This is a genomic window from Limimaricola sp. G21655-S1 (assembly GCF_027213785.1).
In the GTDB taxonomy this organism is placed as follows: Bacteria; Pseudomonadota; Alphaproteobacteria; order Rhodobacterales; family Rhodobacteraceae; genus Limimaricola.
In genome coordinates, this window is the sequence record NZ_JAPWGO010000008.1 from 30,317 (window position 1) to 47,975 (window position 17,659).

15 protein-coding genes are annotated in these 17,659 nt (G+C 68.0%); 7 read left to right on the forward strand and 8 right to left on the reverse strand.

Annotated features, from left to right (window positions below):
* Positions 1-170: 170 nt before the first annotated feature.
* Genes O4G76_RS09570 through O4G76_RS09580 form a run of 3 tightly spaced genes read right to left on the reverse strand, consistent with a single transcriptional unit; the run spans position 171 to position 2,334 of the window.
* Entirely contained in the window at positions 171-1,262 is a 1,092-nt protein-coding gene (locus tag O4G76_RS09570) for an N-acetylglucosamine-6-phosphate deacetylase (protein ID WP_269397122.1), read from the reverse strand.
* Complete coding sequence (locus tag O4G76_RS09575; RefSeq protein ID WP_269397123.1) at positions 1,262-1,438, reverse strand: hypothetical protein; 177 nt, start codon at positions 1,436-1,438, stop codon at positions 1,262-1,264. Before O4G76_RS09575 ends, O4G76_RS09570 begins: the two co-directional genes overlap by 1 nt.
* Entirely contained in the window at positions 1,435-2,334 is a 900-nt protein-coding gene (locus tag O4G76_RS09580; RefSeq protein WP_269397124.1) for an ROK family protein, read from the reverse strand. Before O4G76_RS09580 ends, O4G76_RS09575 begins: the two co-directional genes overlap by 4 nt.
* Positions 2,335-3,072: 738 nt before the next feature.
* On the opposite strand from O4G76_RS09580, the gene nagB reads away from it, so the two are divergent.
* Positions 3,073-3,852 (forward strand): glucosamine-6-phosphate deaminase, encoded by a 780-nt coding sequence (nagB, locus tag O4G76_RS09585; RefSeq protein WP_269397125.1) that lies wholly within the window; start codon positions 3,073-3,075, stop codon positions 3,850-3,852.
* A gap of 78 nt (positions 3,853-3,930) precedes the next feature.
* On the opposite strand, the gene O4G76_RS09590 is transcribed toward nagB, so the two are convergent.
* Positions 3,931-4,626, reverse strand: a complete 696-nt coding sequence (locus tag O4G76_RS09590) for a GntR family transcriptional regulator (protein ID WP_269397126.1) — start codon at positions 4,624-4,626, stop codon at positions 3,931-3,933.
* 10 nt (positions 4,627-4,636) lie between these two features.
* Positions 4,637-7,525: an FAD-binding and (Fe-S)-binding domain-containing protein gene (locus O4G76_RS09595; protein WP_269397127.1), complete on the reverse strand. Its 2,889-nt coding sequence runs from the start codon at positions 7,523-7,525 to the stop codon at positions 4,637-4,639.
* A gap of 160 nt (positions 7,526-7,685) precedes the next feature.
* Here O4G76_RS09595 and O4G76_RS09600 point away from each other — a divergent pair, with 160 nt between their 5' ends.
* From O4G76_RS09600 to O4G76_RS09625, 6 genes are all read left to right on the forward strand, one after another.
* A complete protein-coding gene (locus O4G76_RS09600; RefSeq protein ID WP_269397128.1) occupies positions 7,686-8,873 on the forward strand; it encodes an alanine--glyoxylate aminotransferase family protein in 1,188 nt (395 codons plus the stop codon).
* Positions 8,874-8,998: 125 nt separating this feature from the next.
* Positions 8,999-9,976, forward strand: a complete 978-nt coding sequence (locus O4G76_RS09605) for a TRAP transporter substrate-binding protein (RefSeq protein ID WP_269397129.1) — start codon at positions 8,999-9,001, stop codon at positions 9,974-9,976.
* A 182-nt stretch (positions 9,977-10,158) separates the two neighbouring features.
* The gene (locus O4G76_RS09610) at positions 10,159-10,725 is read left to right on the forward strand and encodes a TRAP transporter small permease (RefSeq protein WP_269397130.1); all 567 of its coding nucleotides are present in this window, start codon (positions 10,159-10,161) and stop codon (positions 10,723-10,725) included.
* Complete coding sequence (locus O4G76_RS09615; RefSeq protein ID WP_269397131.1) at positions 10,725-12,005, forward strand: TRAP transporter large permease; 1,281 nt, start codon at positions 10,725-10,727, stop codon at positions 12,003-12,005. The genes O4G76_RS09610 and O4G76_RS09615 overlap by 1 nt, the downstream gene beginning before the upstream one ends.
* Complete coding sequence (locus O4G76_RS09620; protein WP_269397132.1) at positions 12,002-12,778, forward strand: enoyl-CoA hydratase; 777 nt, start codon at positions 12,002-12,004, stop codon at positions 12,776-12,778. Before O4G76_RS09615 ends, O4G76_RS09620 begins: the two co-directional genes overlap by 4 nt.
* Positions 12,775-13,995 (forward strand): CaiB/BaiF CoA-transferase family protein, encoded by a 1,221-nt coding sequence (locus O4G76_RS09625; RefSeq protein WP_269397133.1) that lies wholly within the window; start codon positions 12,775-12,777, stop codon positions 13,993-13,995. The genes O4G76_RS09620 and O4G76_RS09625 overlap by 4 nt, the downstream gene beginning before the upstream one ends.
* 165 nt (positions 13,996-14,160) lie before the next feature.
* On the opposite strand, the gene O4G76_RS09630 is transcribed toward O4G76_RS09625, so the two are convergent.
* From O4G76_RS09630 to O4G76_RS09640, 3 genes are all read right to left on the reverse strand, one after another.
* Entirely contained in the window at positions 14,161-14,427 is a 267-nt protein-coding gene (locus tag O4G76_RS09630) for a hypothetical protein (protein ID WP_269397134.1), read from the reverse strand.
* A 217-nt stretch (positions 14,428-14,644) separates the two neighbouring features.
* Positions 14,645-15,199 (reverse strand): GNAT family N-acetyltransferase, encoded by a 555-nt coding sequence (locus O4G76_RS09635; RefSeq protein WP_269397135.1) that lies wholly within the window; start codon positions 15,197-15,199, stop codon positions 14,645-14,647.
* A gap of 253 nt (positions 15,200-15,452) precedes the next feature.
* On the reverse strand, positions 15,453-17,411 hold the full coding sequence (locus O4G76_RS09640) for a bifunctional 2',3'-cyclic-nucleotide 2'-phosphodiesterase/3'-nucleotidase (RefSeq protein ID WP_269397136.1): 1,959 nt from the start codon (positions 17,409-17,411) through the stop codon (positions 15,453-15,455).
* Positions 17,412-17,659: the final 248 nt, after the last annotated feature.

Sequence of the window (17,659 nt, forward strand, 5' to 3'; positions counted from 1 at the left end):
GAGCAGCCGCGCCCTGAACGGAGGAGGGCAGCGCACTCGGAATATTGCCGCCACGCATGGTCGTTTCGGTGCAACTCCGCAGTTCGAACTCTCGGCGGATGTCGATCAGGTAGTGTTCGACCGCTTCACGTTCGGATCGATCGTCGCGCCGTTCGTCGCGTGTCCGGGTCTCATCCCAGTTCCATCCGTGCGAAACCCTCGTCCAGAAGCAGCGCATCGGCGATGGCGATGCCTTCGTCGAGACGGGCGGGCCTCAGGCCCATCACCCTGCGCGGGATGTCGCAGACCATGGGCAGCGCCTCGGCGAGCGGCAGGCCGACCTCGGTCACGAGGTTGGCCAGGCTCTGGCGCAGGTCGATATGCGCCCCGGCGAGGGCGCCTTCGGCGTTGACGAGCATGCCGTCGCGCACGGCGATCCTCTGGCCGTAGATCTCGAAATGATCCGGACCGCCCACCGTGGCCATCGCGTCCGAGACGGCGAAGGTCAGCCCGGGCCTCGGGCGGGCCCGCAGCGCGATGCGCAGCATGTCCCAGCTGACATGAATGCCGTCGACGATGATCCCGGCATGGGCTTCCGAGTTCAGGGCAGCCCCCAGCACGCCGGGCGCGCGCGAGGTCATCGGTGGCATCGCGTTGAAGAGATGCGTGAAACACGACAGACCCCGCGCCAGCGCGTCGCGGGTTTCCTGGGCGGTCGCCATGGTGTGCCCGGCCGAGACCACCGCGCCGCAATCGACGAGCCGGGCGAAGAGGTCGGGCGGCGCGAGCTCCGGGGCGAGGGTGATCATCACCGGCATTCCGGCCGCGCGCAGCCGTTCGACCAGGGCCACGCTGCGCGCGTCGAGCGGGCGGATGTAGCCCTCCTCGTGGGTGCCGCGGCGCGCCGGGGCGATATGCGGCCCCTCGATATGCAGCCCGACGATGCCGTCCTCGCCGAACACGGCCAGCGCGGCTTCCCCGGCCGCCTCCATGACCTCCGCCGTGTCGGTGATGACGGTGGGCAGGATGGCGCCGGTGCCGCAGCGCCGCTGCGCCGCCGCGATGGTCCGCAGCGCGTCGGGGGTCGGGGTGCCGTTGACCATGACGCCGCCGCTGCCATTGACCTGCAGGTCGCATAGCAGGGGCGAGGCCAGCGCCACCTCGGTATCCGCCGTGTCGCCGCCCAGGGGACGGATGGCGTCGATCCGGCCCGCCCGGACGTCGAGCGCCATGTCGTGGAGCAGGCGTCCGTCCCGCCACAGAGCTTTCACGGAGATCAGCATCACGGCGTCCCGTCGAGGCCGGGCACGGGGCTCTTCTGCCCATGCGCGTTGATGGTCGCCCCGGCACGGGGCCGCGACGCGGTCGGCAGGGCGGGTTGGGCTTGTCGGATGGCGGGCAGGGCGGCGCCCCGCCCGGCCCGGTCGGCATGGATGGTACTCTTGATCCGTCGGCTCATCTTCTCGCCAGCAATGCCGCTCCGCGGGTGCCCGAGCTGTCGCCGTGTCGGGCCCGCAAGAGCCTTGTGGGTGTCATGTTGTCGAGCGCGTGGCGCAGCAGGCTCCGCTCCAGTCGGGGTACCACGTCGGGCAGGTTCGACAGGCCGCCGCCAAGGACGATGCAGTCCGGCGCGAGCATGAGCTGGATCGTCAGCAGGCATTCCCCGGCGATGTCGGCCCAGACGTCGAGAACCCCGCTTTCGCCATGTCGGACCAGCTCCTCGCCGCTCATGCGGGTGCCCAGCATGTCCTCGGCGATATTGGCGAGGCCGGTGCCGGAGACGGCGGTTTCCAGACAGCCCATCCGGCCGCAGCCGCAGCGCCTGAGCGCCAGGCCGTGGCGCGCGGCGGCGCTGGCCGGAAGACCGATATGGCCCAGCTCGACCGCGAGGCCGCCATGGCGACGGCTCGGCACGCCATCGACGCAGATGCCGCCGCCCACGCCGGTGCCGAGGATCAGCCCCATCACCGTGCCATGGCCTTCGCCGGCGCCGCCGCGTGCCTCCGACAGGGCGAAGGCCATGCAGTCGTTGACCACCGGAAACGCCCGGCCAAGGCGTTTCTGCAGGTCGTCGCGCACCGAATGGCCGGTGGCGGGGATGTTGGCGGCGAAGATGCGGCCGCTTTGCGGATCGATGATCCCCGGCGCGGCGATGCCGATCGGCAGGTCGGGGCGCTCGGCCATCTCGGAAAGCCAGCGGATCTGCTCCTCCAGCGCGTCGAGCATGGCGGCATAGCTCCGGCGCGGCGTCGGGATGCGGCGCATCTCGGTGGTGCTGGCCTCGGGCCCCTCGAACAGGCGGGCCTCGATCTTGGTCCCGCCGAGATCGATGCCGCCGCAAGTCATCGCGCCCATGCCGACCGCCCTTCGCGCGGGCCCAAAGAGCGGTTTGTCACGAACGCGGCGCCCGACAAGTCATGCCCGACAGAGGAACGTTCCGGCCGGTTCGGGAGCGACGCGGCAACCGGCGTCCCGTCCCAAGCGGCGTTCTCGTTCGACGGCACCGTCCCGACTGGCCTTTTCACACGCGTCGGCACGCGGGCGGAGCATGATTCCTCCCCCGTCAGTTCAATGCCGAAACGGCTATCGACTCGTTTCATTCGCGCATCCGTCGTGGTTCGGGCCATGACCCGGCGTTCCAATCTCTCGATACACTGCGATGTCATATTAGACATGGGCGGACAAATCACCTTGCATCGTATGTGGCTTCGTAACAGCCTGCGATGGGACAACATCTCGGTCGGTTTCGGATGCATCCTCAACCCGTATCGGACAGTGATATCAAGGGCTCCGCCGAAGCGGGGCACGTGACGAGGGCCGGGATCGCCGCGCCCAGCCCGGGCCGATTGCCCGGAGCGTTTGCAGAGGCTTCGCTGATCCCGGGCTGCGGAAATGGGCGCGGCGTGGTGGCCCACGAGCACGGCGTCCCAGAGATTTCGATCTTCCGGTCCCACGCCGACGTCCTCCGTGACGTTCGGGCGAGCGAACCATCCGCCGTTCGAGCGGGGCGAGGGCAAAGCGGCCCGGGTTCGGCAAAACCTGCTCCGCGCCGCCATCCCGGCGCGCACGCGCTCAGGGCAGCGGTCTAGGGCTGTGCGGGTCGTCATCCTTCCGACCGCCGATGATGCGGCGCGCCACGTGACCGAGTTGATCGCGGGTCAGCTGCGGGAGAACCCGCGCAGCGTTCTCGGCCTCGCCACGGGCGGCACGATGGAGCCGGTCTACGAGGGTCTCATCGCCCGTCACCGTGCCGGTCTGAGCTTTGCCGAGGTCACCACATTCAACCTCGACGAATATGTCGGGCTGGGCCCGGAGCATCCGCAGAGCTACAGCCGCTACATGCGCGAGCGCCTGTTCGCCCATGTCGACATCGCCGAAACCTCCTGTTTCGTGCCGTCCGGCCGCGGCGTCCCCGCCGAGGCGGCGCGCGCCTTCGAGGCCGAGATCGCGCGGCGCGGTCCGGTCGATCTGCAGCTTCTGGGGCTGGGAGAGAACGGTCATATCGGCTTCAACGAGCCGGGCAGTTCGCTCGGATCGCGGACCCGCGAAAAGCTGCTGAGCCACGACACGGTCGAGGCGAACCGGCGGTTCTTCGGCCTGGGCGAGACCGTGCCGGAAACCGCCGTGACCATGGGCATCGCCACGATCTGCGAGGCCCGAAGCATCGTCGTGCTCGCCACCGGCGCCCGCAAGGCCGCGGCGGTCCGCGCGATGGTCGAGGGTCCGGTCACGGCCATGTGCCCGGCCTCGATCCTGCAGATGCATCCGCGCGTCCGGGTCGTCATCGACGCCGAAGCGGCCGCCGATCTCGCGCTCAGGGATCACTATCTCCGCGCCGAACAGATCCAGTCGGCCCGCGACGCGAAGACCTGATCATGCGGGATTGGCCGGGGTCGGGGGCAACGTGCGGCGCAGGGCCCGCATGATGCTGCGATCAGTGGTCGGCGCGGGTCAGTCGGTCGCGGTCTTGTCGCGGCGGGCGCCCAGTATCGCGGTGAGCTTGGCCATCATGTGGTCGCGCAGCAGCGGCCCCAGCGTCGCCGCGTCGCGTGCGGCGAGGGCCTCGGCGATCCGCTCGTGCTCGGCCATGGCCTTTTCCCAGCGGCTTCGCGTCAGGTTGGCCTGGTAGCGGGCGCGATGGATCTGCCCGGCCACGGTGGCATGGGTGCGCGCCAGCACCTCGTTGCGGCTCGCCGCGAGGATCGCCGCGTGGATCTGCTGGTTGATCTCGAAATAGCCGGGCCGGTCACCGGCCTCCACCGCGGCGCGCAGCCGCGCGGTGAGCCGCCCGATCTCGGCGATCTCGGCGTCGGTGGCGCGCTCGGCGGCCTGCGTCCCGGCGATCCCTTCGAGCGCGGCAAGCACGGGAAAGGCGTCGGCGAGCTCCGCGTCGGAGCGCCGCGCCACGGTGGCGCCGCGGTTCGGGATCAGATCGATCAGCCCCTCGGCGGCGAGGATCTTCATCGCCTCGCGCAGCGGCGTGCGCGACACGCCGAAGCGCTCGGTCAGTTCGATCTCGCGGATCTTCTCGCCGCCCTTCAGCTCGCCTTCGAGGATCAGGTTACGCAGCGCGTCGGCCACCTGCACCGCGAGCGCGGGCCGGGCGAGAAGCCCCGCCTGTTCCGGAACCGGCCGGTCCACATTCATGCCGTTCTCCTCATTCACCCGCCGACATCCGGTCGAAGACCTCCGCGATGTGCAGCGCCCGCCGCCTGGTCCCGTCGGCGATCTGATGCCTGCAAGAGGTGCCGTTTGCAATGATCAGCGCCTCCGGCGCGGCGCGGCGCACGGCCGGCAGCAGATCGGCCTCGCCCATGGCGAGCGACACGTCGATCGTGTCGGCGCCATAGCCGAAGGCCCCGGCCATGCCGCAGCAGGATGATTGTATCACATCGGCCTCGAGACCGGGAATCGTGGCCAGCGCGCGGGTCATGTCGCCCATCGTGCCGGCGGCCTTCTGGTGGCAATGACCATGCACATGCGCCGTCGCCCGGGTCGCCGCGAAGGGCAGGCGCATCCGGCCGGCCCCGGTCTCGCGCGCCACGAACTCCTCGAAGAGCAGCGCATTGCCCGCGAGCTTCTCGGCCTCGGCCCCCGGCAGCAGCGCCTTGAATTCGTCGCGCAGCGTCAACAGGCAGGAGGGTTCGAGCCCGATCACCGGGCGGCCCGCCTCGACATGCGGCAGCAGCGCCGCGAGCGTGCGCCGCGCCTCGTCGCGGGCGCGGTCGAGCATCCCTGCGGCGAGGTAGCTGCGCCCGCAGCAAAGCGGCCGTTCCCCCTCGGGCACCGCCGAATGCACCTTGTAGCCGGCGCGGCCCAGCACCCTCAGGGCGGCGCGGGGAATCTCGGGTTCCATCCAGCGGTTGAAGGTGTCGGCGAAGAGCACGACCTCGCCTGCGTCGCCCTTCGGCGCGGCATCGATCTCGGCCTCGCGGAAGGCGTCGCGGCGAAAGCGGGGCAGGGAGCGACGGGCCGAGATGCCGGTGACCCGCTCGACGAGCCGCGCCACGGCCGGGACCTTGTCGCGCAGCGCGAAGAGCGGGCCTGCCAGCGCGGCGAGATAGGCATAGCGCGGCATCTCGGCGATGAGCCGGTCCCTGAGCGGGAAGCCCAGCCGCTGGCCGCGCTGATACAACACCTCGGTCTTCATCTTCGCCATGTCGACGCCGGTGGGGCATTCGCGCTGGCAGGCCTTGCAGCCGACGCAGAGCTTCAGGGTCTCGGCCATCTCGTCGCGAAACAGCGCGTCGCGGCCGAGCTTGCCCGACAGCGCGAGGCGCAAGGTGTTGGCGCGGCCACGGGTCACGTCCCGTTCGTCGCGCGTCACCCGGTAGCTCGGGCACATGACGCCGCCCGAGAGCTTGCGGCAGGCGCCGTTGTTGTTGCACATCTCGATCGCGCCCTGGAACCCGCCCGAGGCGCCGGACCAGGCCGACCAGTCGAAGCCGGTGTCGAGATCGGCGAAGCGATAGCCCGCGGGGTAGCGCAGCAGCGACCGGTCATCCATGCGCGGTGGCTCGACGATCTTGTTCGGGTTCAGGCGGCGCTCCGGGTCGAAGGCGTCCTTCACCTCCTCGAAGGCGCGCACCATGCGGCGACCGAACATCTTCTCGTGGAATTCCGAGCGGACGATGCCGTCGCCATGCTCGCCCGAATGCGAACCCTTGTAGTCGCGCACCATGTCGAAGGCTTCCTCGGCGATGGCGCGCATCGCCTTCACGTCCTTCTCGAGGCGCAGGTTCAGGACCGGGCGGACATGAAGGCAGCCCTCCGAGGCATGGGCATACCATGTGCCTTCGGTCCCGTGCTTGCGAAACACCTCGCTGAGCCGGTCGGTGTAGTCGGCGAGATGTTCGAGCGGGACCGCCGCGTCCTCGACGAAGGAGACCGGCTTTCCGGCCTCCTTCATCGACATCATGATGTTGAGGCCGGATTTCCTGAGCTCGCCGATATCGGCCATCAGCTTCGCGTCCCAGACCTCGACCACGCCGCCTTCATGTTCGCCGCCGCGGCCAAAGCCGTAGCCCAGATCCGACATGGTGTCGTGCAGTTCGCGGATCTTCTCGGCATTGGTGTCGGGATCGTCGAACTCGACGAACAGGAGCGCCGCCGGATCGCCCTTCACGAAGGCGTCGAGCGTCGGCACGAAGACCGCGATGTCGCGCGCCAGCGACAGCATGGTGCGGTCGACCAGCTCGACCTGTGTCGGATCGAGCTTCACCAGATGCTGCGCCGCCTCCATCGCCGCGCGGAAGGTCGGGAAGTGGCAGACGCCCTGCACCTTCTGCTGGGCGGGCAGGGGCGACAGCCTGATCTCGATCGCGGTGGAGACCGCGAGCGTGCCCTCCGAGCCGACCAGCAGATGCGCGAGATTGACCGGATGACCGTTCGGGATCAGCGCGTCGATGTTGTAGCCGCCGACCCGGCGCTGCACCTGCGGGAACCGCCTGGTGATCTCGATCGCCTCGCGCTCGCCCAGGCCCAGGAGCCGCTGCATCAGCTCCTCCGGCACGCGGTTGCCGGAACCGGGGCCGAAATCGAACTCGGTACCGTCCGACAGGAGCCCCTGAATCGAGATCACGTTGTCCCGCGTGGTGCCGTAGCGCAGCGACCGGGCGCCGCAGGAATTGTTGCCGACCATGCCGCCGATGGTGGCGCGCGAGGCGGTCGAGACGTCGACGGGAAACCACAGCCCGTGCGGCCTCAGCTGGCGGTTCAGCTCGTCGAGGACGATGCCCGGCTGGACCAGCGCCCGCCGCCCCGCCACGTCGAGATCGAGGATCCGGTTGAGATGCCGCGAGCAGTCGAGGATCAGCCCGGTATTGATGGTCTGGCCGCATTGCGAGGTGCCGCCGCCGCGCATGGTGACCGGGATCTCGGCCTCGCGGGCGGCCTCCAATGCGCGCGCCACGTCGGCCGCGCCCTTGGGCACCGCCACGCCCATCGGGATGATCTGGTAATGCGATGCGTCGGTCGCGTAGCGGCCACGGGAGAAGGCGTCGAACAGCACCTCGCCCTCGAACTCCTCCGTCAGCCGGCGTCTCAAGCCCTCGCGCAGCATCCTGTCGATCCCCCGGCCGTTCCGATCATATTCGTTCTTGACTCGAATTATGAATTCAGAATTCAATCCAAGTCAACCGAGAGGCCCGGTCCCGTAATCCGGGGCCGCCAAGCGCACCGGGCCACCTGTCAAAGGAGCGTCACCCATGCCTGCCGGCCGCCATTTCCTTCAGATTCCGGGCCCGTCCAACGTGCCCGACCGCATCCTGCGGGCCATGGATTACCCGACCATGGATCATCGCGGCCCGGCCTTCGCCGATGTCGGCCGTGCCGCGCTCGACGGTGCGAAATGGGTGTTCAAGACCGACAGCCGGGTGATCATCTACCCGTCCTCGGGCACCGGCGCTTGGGAGGCGGCGCTGGTCAACACGCTGTCGCCGGGCGACACCGTGCTGATGTACGAGACCGGCCATTTCGCGACGCTGTGGAAGGCGCTGGCGGAGCGGCTCGGGCTGAAGCCCGTGTTCATCGAGGGCGACTGGCGCCGCGGCGCCGACCCCGAGGCGATCGAGGCGCGGCTGCGCGAGGACAAGGGCCACGAGATCAAGGCGGTCTGCGTGGTCCACAACGAGACCTCGACCGGCTCGGTCTCGCCGATCGCCGCGATCCGCCGCGCCATCGACGCCGCGGGCCACCCGGCGCTGTTCATGGTCGACACCATCTCGGGCCTCGCCTCGATCGACTACCGCCACGACGAATGGGGCGTCGACGTCACCGTGTCCGGCTCGCAGAAGGGGCTGATGCTGCCGCCGGGCCTGTCCTTCAACGCGATCAGCGAGAAGGCGATCGAGGCCTCGAAGCGGTCTGGCCTGCCCAGATCCTACTGGGCTTGGGACGACATGATGGGGCCGAACGACAAGGGATACTTCCCCTATACCCCGGCGACCAACCTGCTCTACGGCCTCAACGAGGCAATCGCGATGCTCAAGGAGGAGGGGCTGGCGAACGTCTTCGCGCGCCATGCCCGCCACGGCGAGGCGACGCGGGCCGCGGTGAAGGCATGGGGGCTCGAGGTGCTCTGCGCGCGGTCCGAGGATTACTCTGGCGTGCTGACCGCGGTGGTGATGCCCGAGGGCCATTCCGCCGACCGCTTCCGCGCCACGGCGCTCGAGAATTACGACATCTCCTTCGGCAACGGACTGAGCAAGGTGGCCGACCGGGTGTTCCGCATCGGGCATCTGGGCGATTTCAACGACCTCATGCTCTGCGGCACCCTGTCGGGGGTCGAGATGGCGCTGAGCGATGCCGGCGTGCCGCATCGCAAGGGCGGCGTGCAGGCGGCGATGGAGGTGCTCGGCGGCGGCCAGTCCGCGCTTCGGGCCGCCGCCGAGTAGCGCCGCGTGCCCGCCGCTTGGAGGAGATGGCGGGTTTCGGGCAGGGAGAAGGGCGGGGCGGACAGGGCCGGAACGGCCGGGCGCCCAGCCATGATCGAGGAATGTCCATCAGGGAGGAGGACAGAATGACCATCAGGATTCTCGCGACCGCCGCGGTGTCGGCGCTGATCGCCGGCCAGGCGATGGCCGCCGAAATGACATTGCGTTTCGGCCATGTCGGCAACCCGGGCTCGCTGTTCGAGGCGACCGCCGAGCATTTCGCCGAATGCGCCAACGCGGCGCTGGGCGAGACGGCCGAGGTGCAGACCTTCGGCTCGTCGCAGCTCGGCAACGATCAGGAGATGCTGCAGAAGCTCAAGCTCGGGCAGGTGCAGTTCGCGCTGCCATCCTCGGTGATGTCTTCGGTCGACGACCGCTTCGGGGTGTTCGAGATGCCCTACATCATCAAGGATCGCGATCACATGCGCCGGGTCCAGTCCGAGATGATGGACACCTTCGAGCAGGCCGCCAACGACAAGGGCTATACCATCGTCGGCCTCGCCGAGAACGGCTTTCGCCACATCACCAACAACCTGCGGCCGATCAACGTGCCCGCCGATCTCGACGGGGTGAAGCTGCGGACCCCGAATGGCAGCTGGCGGGTGAAGATGTTCCAGCAATACGGCGCCAACCCGACGCCGATGTCCTTCTCCGACGTGTTCACCGCGCTGCAGACCGGCGTGATCGACGGCCAGGAGAACCCCTACGCGCAGATCGCCTCGGCCAAGTTCCAGGAGGTGCAGGACTATCTCTCGATCACCGGCCACGTCTACACGCCGGCCTACATCCTCGCCTCCAAGAAGCATTTCGACGGGCTGCCCGAAGAGGTGCAGGCGACGCTCAAGGACTGCGCGAGCCAGACCCAGGACTTCACCTACGAGCACGCGGCCAAGCTCGAGGTCGACCTGCTCGAAGAAATCAAGGCCGCCGGGGTCGAGGTGAACGAAGCCGACAAGGACGCCTTCATCGAGGCCTCGCGCCCGGTCTACGACGCCTTCGCGGCCGAGGTCGATGGCGGTGGCGAGCTGATCGATCAGGTGCTCGCGCTCGGCGGCTCGAGCTGAGGAACGCAAGCGGGGCGCCTTCGATCAGGGGCGCCCCGCTTGCCCATTGCCTCCCGCGCGCCCCGCGCGAGGCGGGGCGCGACCTGCCATCCAGCGAGCGAGCGATGACACAGCAAGCGACGATCGGCGCCGGGCATTCGCTCCGCCGCACCCCCTCACAGGCCGCGAGGACCCGAAGGGCCATGCAAATTCTCAACCGAATATCGACCGTGATGGCGCTGCTGCTCGAATGGGTCATGGTGGCGCTGATGGTGACGCTGACCGTGGTGGTCATCGTCGCCGTGATCGCCCGCCTGATGGGCGAGAGCTTCTCGTGGTACGACGAGGTCGCCGCGATCATGCTGGCCTGGATCACCTATTACGGCTCGGCGCTGGCGGCGCTGAAGCGGCGGCATATCGGCTTCGACACGGTGCTGCTGGCGCTGCCGCCGCGGGCCCGGCTGGCGGCGCTCCTGTTCGGCGAGGCGGTGGTGCTGACCTTCTTCGCGCTGATGGCCTGGGCGGGGTTCCAGGTGCTGGCGATCCTCGAAGGCTCCTACCTCGTCTCGCTGACTTGGGTGCCCGTGCAGTTCACCCAGTCGGTGATCCCGATCGGCGCGCTGCTGTTCATCATCGGCCAGCTGCTGAGCCTGCCGGATTACTGGTCCAAGACCGCGCGCGGCATCTCGCTCGAGCATGCCGAGATCGAGGAGGAGGTCGACACGGAAATGAGCCGCAGCGCCGGCCACGTGATCGGGGAGGTGCGCTGATGCTGATGCTGTTGATCTTCGTGGCGCTGGTGGCGCTGATCTGCATCAACGTGCCGATCGCCGTGGCGCTGGCCATGGCGGGGGTGATCGGCCTGCTGGCCACCGAGGGCGTCAACTCGCTCGCCGCCATTGCGCTCGACATGTATGGCGGCGCGACCAAGTTCTCGCTCATCGCGATCCCGATGTTCGTGCTGGCGGGCGCGATCATGAACGCGGGCGGCATCACCGACCGGCTGATCAACTTCGTCGCGGCGCTGATTGGCTTCGTGCGCGGCGGCCTCGCCATGGTCAATATCGGCGTGTCGCTGTTCTTCGCCGAGATCTCCGGCTCGGCCGTGGCCGACGTGGCGGCGATGGGCTCGATCCTGATCCCGCAGATGAAGAAACGCGGCTATTCCGGCGCGCTCTCGGCGGCGGTGACCTCCTCCTCGGCCTCGCTGGCGATCATCATCCCGCCCTCGATCCCGATGATCCTCTACGCGGCCTCGGCCAACACCTCGGTCGAGCAGCTCTTCGTCGCGGGGCTGGTGCCCGGCGTGCTCGGCGCGGCCGGGCTGATGGGCGTCGCCTACTGGTTCGCGCGGCGCTACAACCTGCCGACCGAAGAGGCCTTCAACATCCCGCGCCTCAAGGCCACCTTCATCGACGCGTTGCCGGCCTTCGCGCTGCCGGTGGTGATCCTGGGCGGCATCTTCGGCGGCTACGTCACCGCGACCGAGGCGGCGGGGCTCGCGGTGATCGCGGCGCTGGTGGTCTCGGCCTGGTATCGCAAGGTCGATCTCAAGCATCTGCGGCAGGCGATGCTCGACGGCGGCATGCAGACGGCGGTGGTGATGCTGCTGGTCGCGGCCTCGGTGCTGATGGGCGGCTTCCTCACCCGGGCGCAGATCCCGCAGCAGCTGGCCGAGGGCATCCTGTCGATCACCAGCGCGCAATGGGCGATCCTGCTGATCCTCAACGTATTCTTTCTGGTGATCGGCTTCTTCCTGCACTCGGCGGCGGCGATCATCCTCGTGGTGCCGATCGTGATCCCGCTGATCCAGCAGGCCGGCATCGACCCGGTGCATTTCGGCCTCGTCGTGACGCTCAACCTCGCCATCGGCCAGCAGACGCCGCCCGTGGCCTCGGTGCTGATCACCAGCTGCGCGGTGGCGCGGGCCAATATCTGGGAGGTCTCGAAGGTCAATGTCTACTTCGTCGGCGTGTTGCTCGCGGTGCTGATGCTGTGCACCTATGTTCCTTCGGTGCCGCTGTTCCTCGTGGAGTATTTCTACCGATGAGTGATGAGCTGATCACGGAGCGTCGCGGCGCGACGCTCCACATCGTCTTCAACCGTCCCAATGCGCGCAACGCGCTCACCTTCGGCATGTACGAGGCGCTGGCCGAAGCCTGCGCCAACGTGCCCACCGACGGCTCGGTCCGCGCCGTGGTGATCTCGGGCGCGGGCGGCCGCGCCTTCGCGGCGGGGACCGACATGACCCAGTTCCGGGGCTTCGAGACGGCGGCGGACGCGCATGGCTACGAGGCGCGGATCGCCGAGGTGCTGGGCACGGTCGAGAGCTGCCCGCTGCCGACGCTGGCGGCGCTGAACGGTGCCTGCACCGGGGGCGGGGCCGCGATCGCGGCGGCCTGCGATTTGCGGATCGCGGCGGCCAACCTGCGCTTCGGCTTCCCGATCGCGCGGACGCTGGGCAACTGCCTCTCGGCCGCCAACCTCGCGCGGCTGTCGGAGCTCGTCGGCGCGGGGCGGCTGCGCGAGATCATCTTCACCGCCCGGCTGATCGAGGCCGAGGAGGCCCGCGCCATCGGCCTCGTCTCCGAGCTGCTGCCCGATGAGGCGGCGCTGATGGCGCGCGCGGACGAGATCGCCGAGACGCTGGCGGGCATGGCGCCGCTGACCCTGCGCGCCACCAAGGAGGCGATGCGCCGCAACCGCGAGGCGCGCGCGGTGGAGGACGCCGACCTGATCGAGATGTGCTACATGAGCGAGGATTTCCGCCACGGGATGGAAGCCTTCCTCGCCAAGCGCAAGCCGGAATGGAGGGGCAGATGAGCGGCAAGGGACCCTTGGCGGGCATGAAGGTGGTGGAACTCGCGCATATCATGGCCGGGCCGGCCTGCGGGCTGATGCTGGCCGATATGGGCGCCGACGTGATCAAGGTCGAAAAGCCCACGGGCGATGACAGCCGCCGCTTCGTGCCGCCCGAGATCGCCGGCGAGAGCGCGGCCTATCTCATGATGAACCGCAACAAGCGCGGCATCGCGCTCGATCTCAAGCGGCCCGAGGCGGTGCAGGCGCTGCGCGATCTGCTGGCCGGGGCCGACGTGGTGATCGAGAACTACCGCCTCGGCACGATGGAGAAGCTGGGCCTCGGCTACGAGAGCCTGCGCGAGATCAATCCGCGCCTCGTCTATTGCGAGATTTCCGGCTTCGGCCGCACCGGTCCCTATGCCGCTCGCGGCGGCTTCGACCTGATCGCGCAGGGCATGTCGGGGCTGATGTCGATCACCGGCGAGGGGCCGGGCCGGCCGCCGGTCAAGCCCGGCGCGCCGATCACCGACATCACCGCCGGCATCCTCGCCGCGATGGGCTGCTGCGCCGCCTATGCGCAGGCGCGCGCGACCGGGCAGGGGCAGAAGGTCGACACCTCGCTGTTCGAGGCGGGGATCACGCTCACCTACTGGCAGAGCGCCATCGCCTTCGCCACCGGCGAGACGCCGGGGCCGGTGGGCTCCGCGCATCCGCTGAACGCGCCCTACCAGGCCTTCGAGACCCGCGATGGCTGGATCAATGTCGGCGCCGCCAACCAGCAGAACTGGTTGCGCCTGCTGCAGGTGATCGAGGCGCCCGAGCTGGGCGAGGACCCGCGCTTTGCCACGAACCGCGACCGGATGCAGAATCTTCCGGCGCTGGTCGATCTGCTCACCGATCACCTCAGACAGCGCGACACCGCCGACTGGCTGGAACGGATGGAGGCGCAGGGCCTGCCCGCCGGGCCGGTGCTGAGCATTCCCGAGATGCAGGCCGACCCGCAGGCGCTGGCGCGCGGGATGATCGTCGAGACCGAGCACCCGGTCGCGGGCCGGGTGAAGGGGATCGGCCACCCGGTGAAGTTCTCGGCCGCCGAGACCGAGACCGCGACGCCCGCGCCACTCCTGGGCCAGCATGGCCGCGAGGTGCTCGGTGAACTGGGCTATGCGCCCGAGAGGATCAAGGCGCTGATCGCGGCGGGGGCGCTGATCTGCCCGGCGGATGCCGTCATGGCATAGGAACAGGGCTGGGTCGCGGGGCCTCTCAAGAGGATATGCGCGACCGGGCCCCGCATGAGCCTGCGGCCCAACCGCGCCTGCGTCCTCATGCAGCCTTTCCGAACGACTGCGCCCGATACGGTTTCGACCGATCGACGGGCTGCCCGAGGCATGCAGTCCTGGCGCTCAGGTGTCGGGCGCGGTTCCCCGGGCATCGCCACGCGAAGGGGCTTGTTTCTCGGCCGTCTCCCCGAAGGTCGCCTCGACCTCGCGGATGGCGGCCTCCATGCCGAGCCGCACCACCTCGGCGATGGGCAGCTCCTTGCCGTTTGCCTCGCAGATCCGCCGCGCCGCGACGAAGCGCTCGACGAGGGCCGCCTCGACACGGACGCTGACCTGCCGGGTTTCCGGCTCGTCCGGGATCGATGGGTGATCTTCCGTCTCGCCTGCCACTCGATCCTCCGCGCATCTGGTCCCGCAAAGGTCATTAGATCGCGTTTCGCGCGTCGGAGCCAGAGGGCTCCGCAACCAGTGCGGGCGGTTCCGGGGCAATCGCCTCTCCAAGGGCCTCAAGGGCGGTAAACGGGACGGGGGTGTGCAGCCAGTCTTCTGCACTTTGTGGTGCGGGTGAGTGATACCAAGGCTTGGAGCCCTCCTCGGCTGTCCTGTCTCAGGAAGTTCCGGTTGGCCTACGCCATTCATACAACGCGTCAGGGGCCTTTTCTGCATTCGATGACCCGTCGGTTTCACTTATCTTTTGAAACTCGTTGCGTTCGTAGAAGCTAATGGCGCGTTTATTCTCCTGAAACACCCAAAGGCGTAGCAGGTCATGGCTTTCTTTTGCCTTATTTAAGAGAGATTCGCCAATTGACCTGCCGACATGCGTTGGCAAAAGGTAGAGATGATCCACCCAGCCCTTCTGGAAGGCGCAAAAGCCAATAATATGTTCATTTTCGATCGCAACCCAGACTTCGCACTCTAAGAAAACACTGTTTCTGTAAAATTTCTTGTCGTCATCAAAAGAATGCAAGTCGGGCAGATATGGCAGGAAATGCGATCGAGATTTACGTGCAATCGCTGCGACGGCATCGGATTCCGCAGAAACCGCCTGCCTGATCGATATCTTAGTAGTATTCATTAATGTCTGTTCCACCCGGACATTGCAACGAACGGCACTGACCACATCAGGCGGTGTATCGTTTAAAGCGCTCGTGTCTTCGTTCATTGACAAAGTGTAAGGTCAGCTTCGTCAGCATGGCAGACATCAATCGAAGGCTCCCGACGATTTTTTCGGGAGCCTCTGATTGCCATGACTTTGCAGTCCTAAGGGCCTTCGCGGGAGGCTGCACCACGAAGTGCAAAGGGCCGGGGTTCGCAGCGGGAGCGGCCCCAGCCTCCTGCGTGTCGAGGAGGCGGCTCGGAGGCGAACCACGAAGCGGTCGCGCCGCCGGGCGCCGTGGCGCCCGGCGGCCTTGGCGTCAGAGCCGGATCACGAAGCGGGCGAAGCCGTCGGGGCCGTCGCCGGCGGGGGCGATCTGCACGCCCTTCACGTCGTTGAGGTATTCGGCCGCGCGGGGGCCGGTGTCGAACAGCACCGTGGTGCCGTCCATCGGCGTGAATTGCCAGTTGGCATCTGCCGAGGGGCTGATCGTGCCCTGCTCGACGATGTAGCGCACGATCACGTCGCGGTTGGTGTCGGGGGCCTCGAACACGATCGTCGAGCCGTCGGCCCCGGGGAAGGAGCCGCCGCCCGTCGCGCGGTAGTTGTTCGTCGCGATGATGAACTCCTGCTCGGGGTCGATCGGCTGGCCCTCGAATTGCAGGTTCTTGATGCGGTTCGCCTCGGGCGCCACGACGTTGCCCTCGCGGTCGAACTTCGCCGGTTCCGACAGGTCGATCTCGTAGGTCACGCCGTCGATCACGTCGAAATTGTAGGAGGGGAACTCGTCATTGAGCAGAACCTGATCCTCGCGGCCCGGCTCGATCCGGTTGAACATCCCCGCCGAACGCTCGAGCCAGTCCTTGACCTCGGCCCCGGTCACCCGCACCGCGCGCACCGTGTTGGGATAGAGGTAGAGATCGGCCACGTTCTTGATCGCCACGTCGCCGGTGGGCACGTCGGTATAGTAGTCCGGGCCGCCGCGCCCGCCCGCCTTGAAGGGCGCCGCCGCAGAGAGGATCGGCAGCCCCTCGTGCTCGGTGCCCGCGAGCATCTGCTCGATATACCAGGTCTGGGCGTTGGAGACGATCTGCACGCTCGGATCATCGGCCACCAGCGCGAAGTAGCTGTGCAGCGGCGCGTCGGTCTTGCCCACGGCGCGGCGCACGTAGTCGAGCGTTTCCTGATGCTCCTGCGCCACCGACTCGAGCACCGGCTCGAAGCTCTCGACCAGCGGCGTGATCGAGCGGTCCTCGCCGCGCTCGTAGATCGGCCGCGCCTCGACCTCCGATCCCGCGACGCGCCAGCCTTCGCCGTCGCGCTCCAGCATCAGGTCGACGAGACCCATATGGGAGCCCCAGAAACCCGCCATCACGCCCGGCTTGCCGTTGATCGTGCCGGCGGCGACGTCGACGCCCTCGTGATCCTCGTAGTCGGGGCCGGGGAAGACGAGGTGGCTGTGGCCGGTGAGGACCACGTCGATGCCTTCGACGCCGGCCAGCGGGATCGCGGCGTTCTCCATGCCCTCGCTATGCTCGACCGGGCCGATGCCGCTATGGCTCAGCGCCACGACGATATGCGCGCCTTCCTCCTTCATCTTCGGGACATAGGCCTCGGCGGCGCGCACGATGTCGCGCGGCTCGACCTTGCCCTCGAGATGCTTGCGGTCCCAGTTCATGATCTGCGGCGGCACGAAGCCGATCACGCCGATCTTGATGGCGTGGGTCTCGCCGGCGCCGTCGGTGATCTCGCGGTCGAGGATCACGTAGGGCGGCACGAGGGTTTCGTCGCCGGTGATCTCCTCGCCCATGCTGGTCACCACGTTGGCCGAGACGATCGGGAAGGCGGCGCCCGAGACCGAGTTCATCAGGAACTCCAGCCCGTAGTTGAACTCGTGGTTGCCCAGCGTCGAGGCGTCGAAGCCCAGCGTGTTCATCGCCTCGATCACCGGGTGCATGGCGCCCTCGGGCATGCCGCGCTCATAGGCGATGTAATCGCCCATCGGGTTGCCCTGCAGGAAATCGCCATTGTCGAACAGCACCGAGTTGGTGGCCTCGGACCGGATGTCCTCGATCAGGCTGGCGGTGCGGGCGAGGCCGACGGTGTCGATCTCCTTGTCGGCGTAATAATCATAGGGATAGACGTGGACGTGCAGGTCCGTCGTCTCCATGATGCGCAGATGCGCCTGATTGGCCTGCGCGCGGACCGAGAAGGGGTGCAGCGCCAGCATGGCCGAGCTTCCGGCGAGAAAGCCGCGGCGGTTCAGGATCAGTGCCATTGATCGTCTCCCTGGTGTCGGGGGTCGTTTCGCCCCCGTAATTGGTGGCCGCAGGGTAGCGGCTTCGCGTCACAGGGGAATGACCATTCGCAGGCTGCCGTGGCGGAAGCCTGCGCTCCGGCCCGCTTGGCAGCGCCGGTCAAGGCCGGGGGCGGGCACGCGCAATTGCGGCATCCTGCGTGCGCGGGCAGGGCGTCCGTATCCAGCAGGGTGGCGGCAATGAAGGATTATCGACCGGAACATCGCGC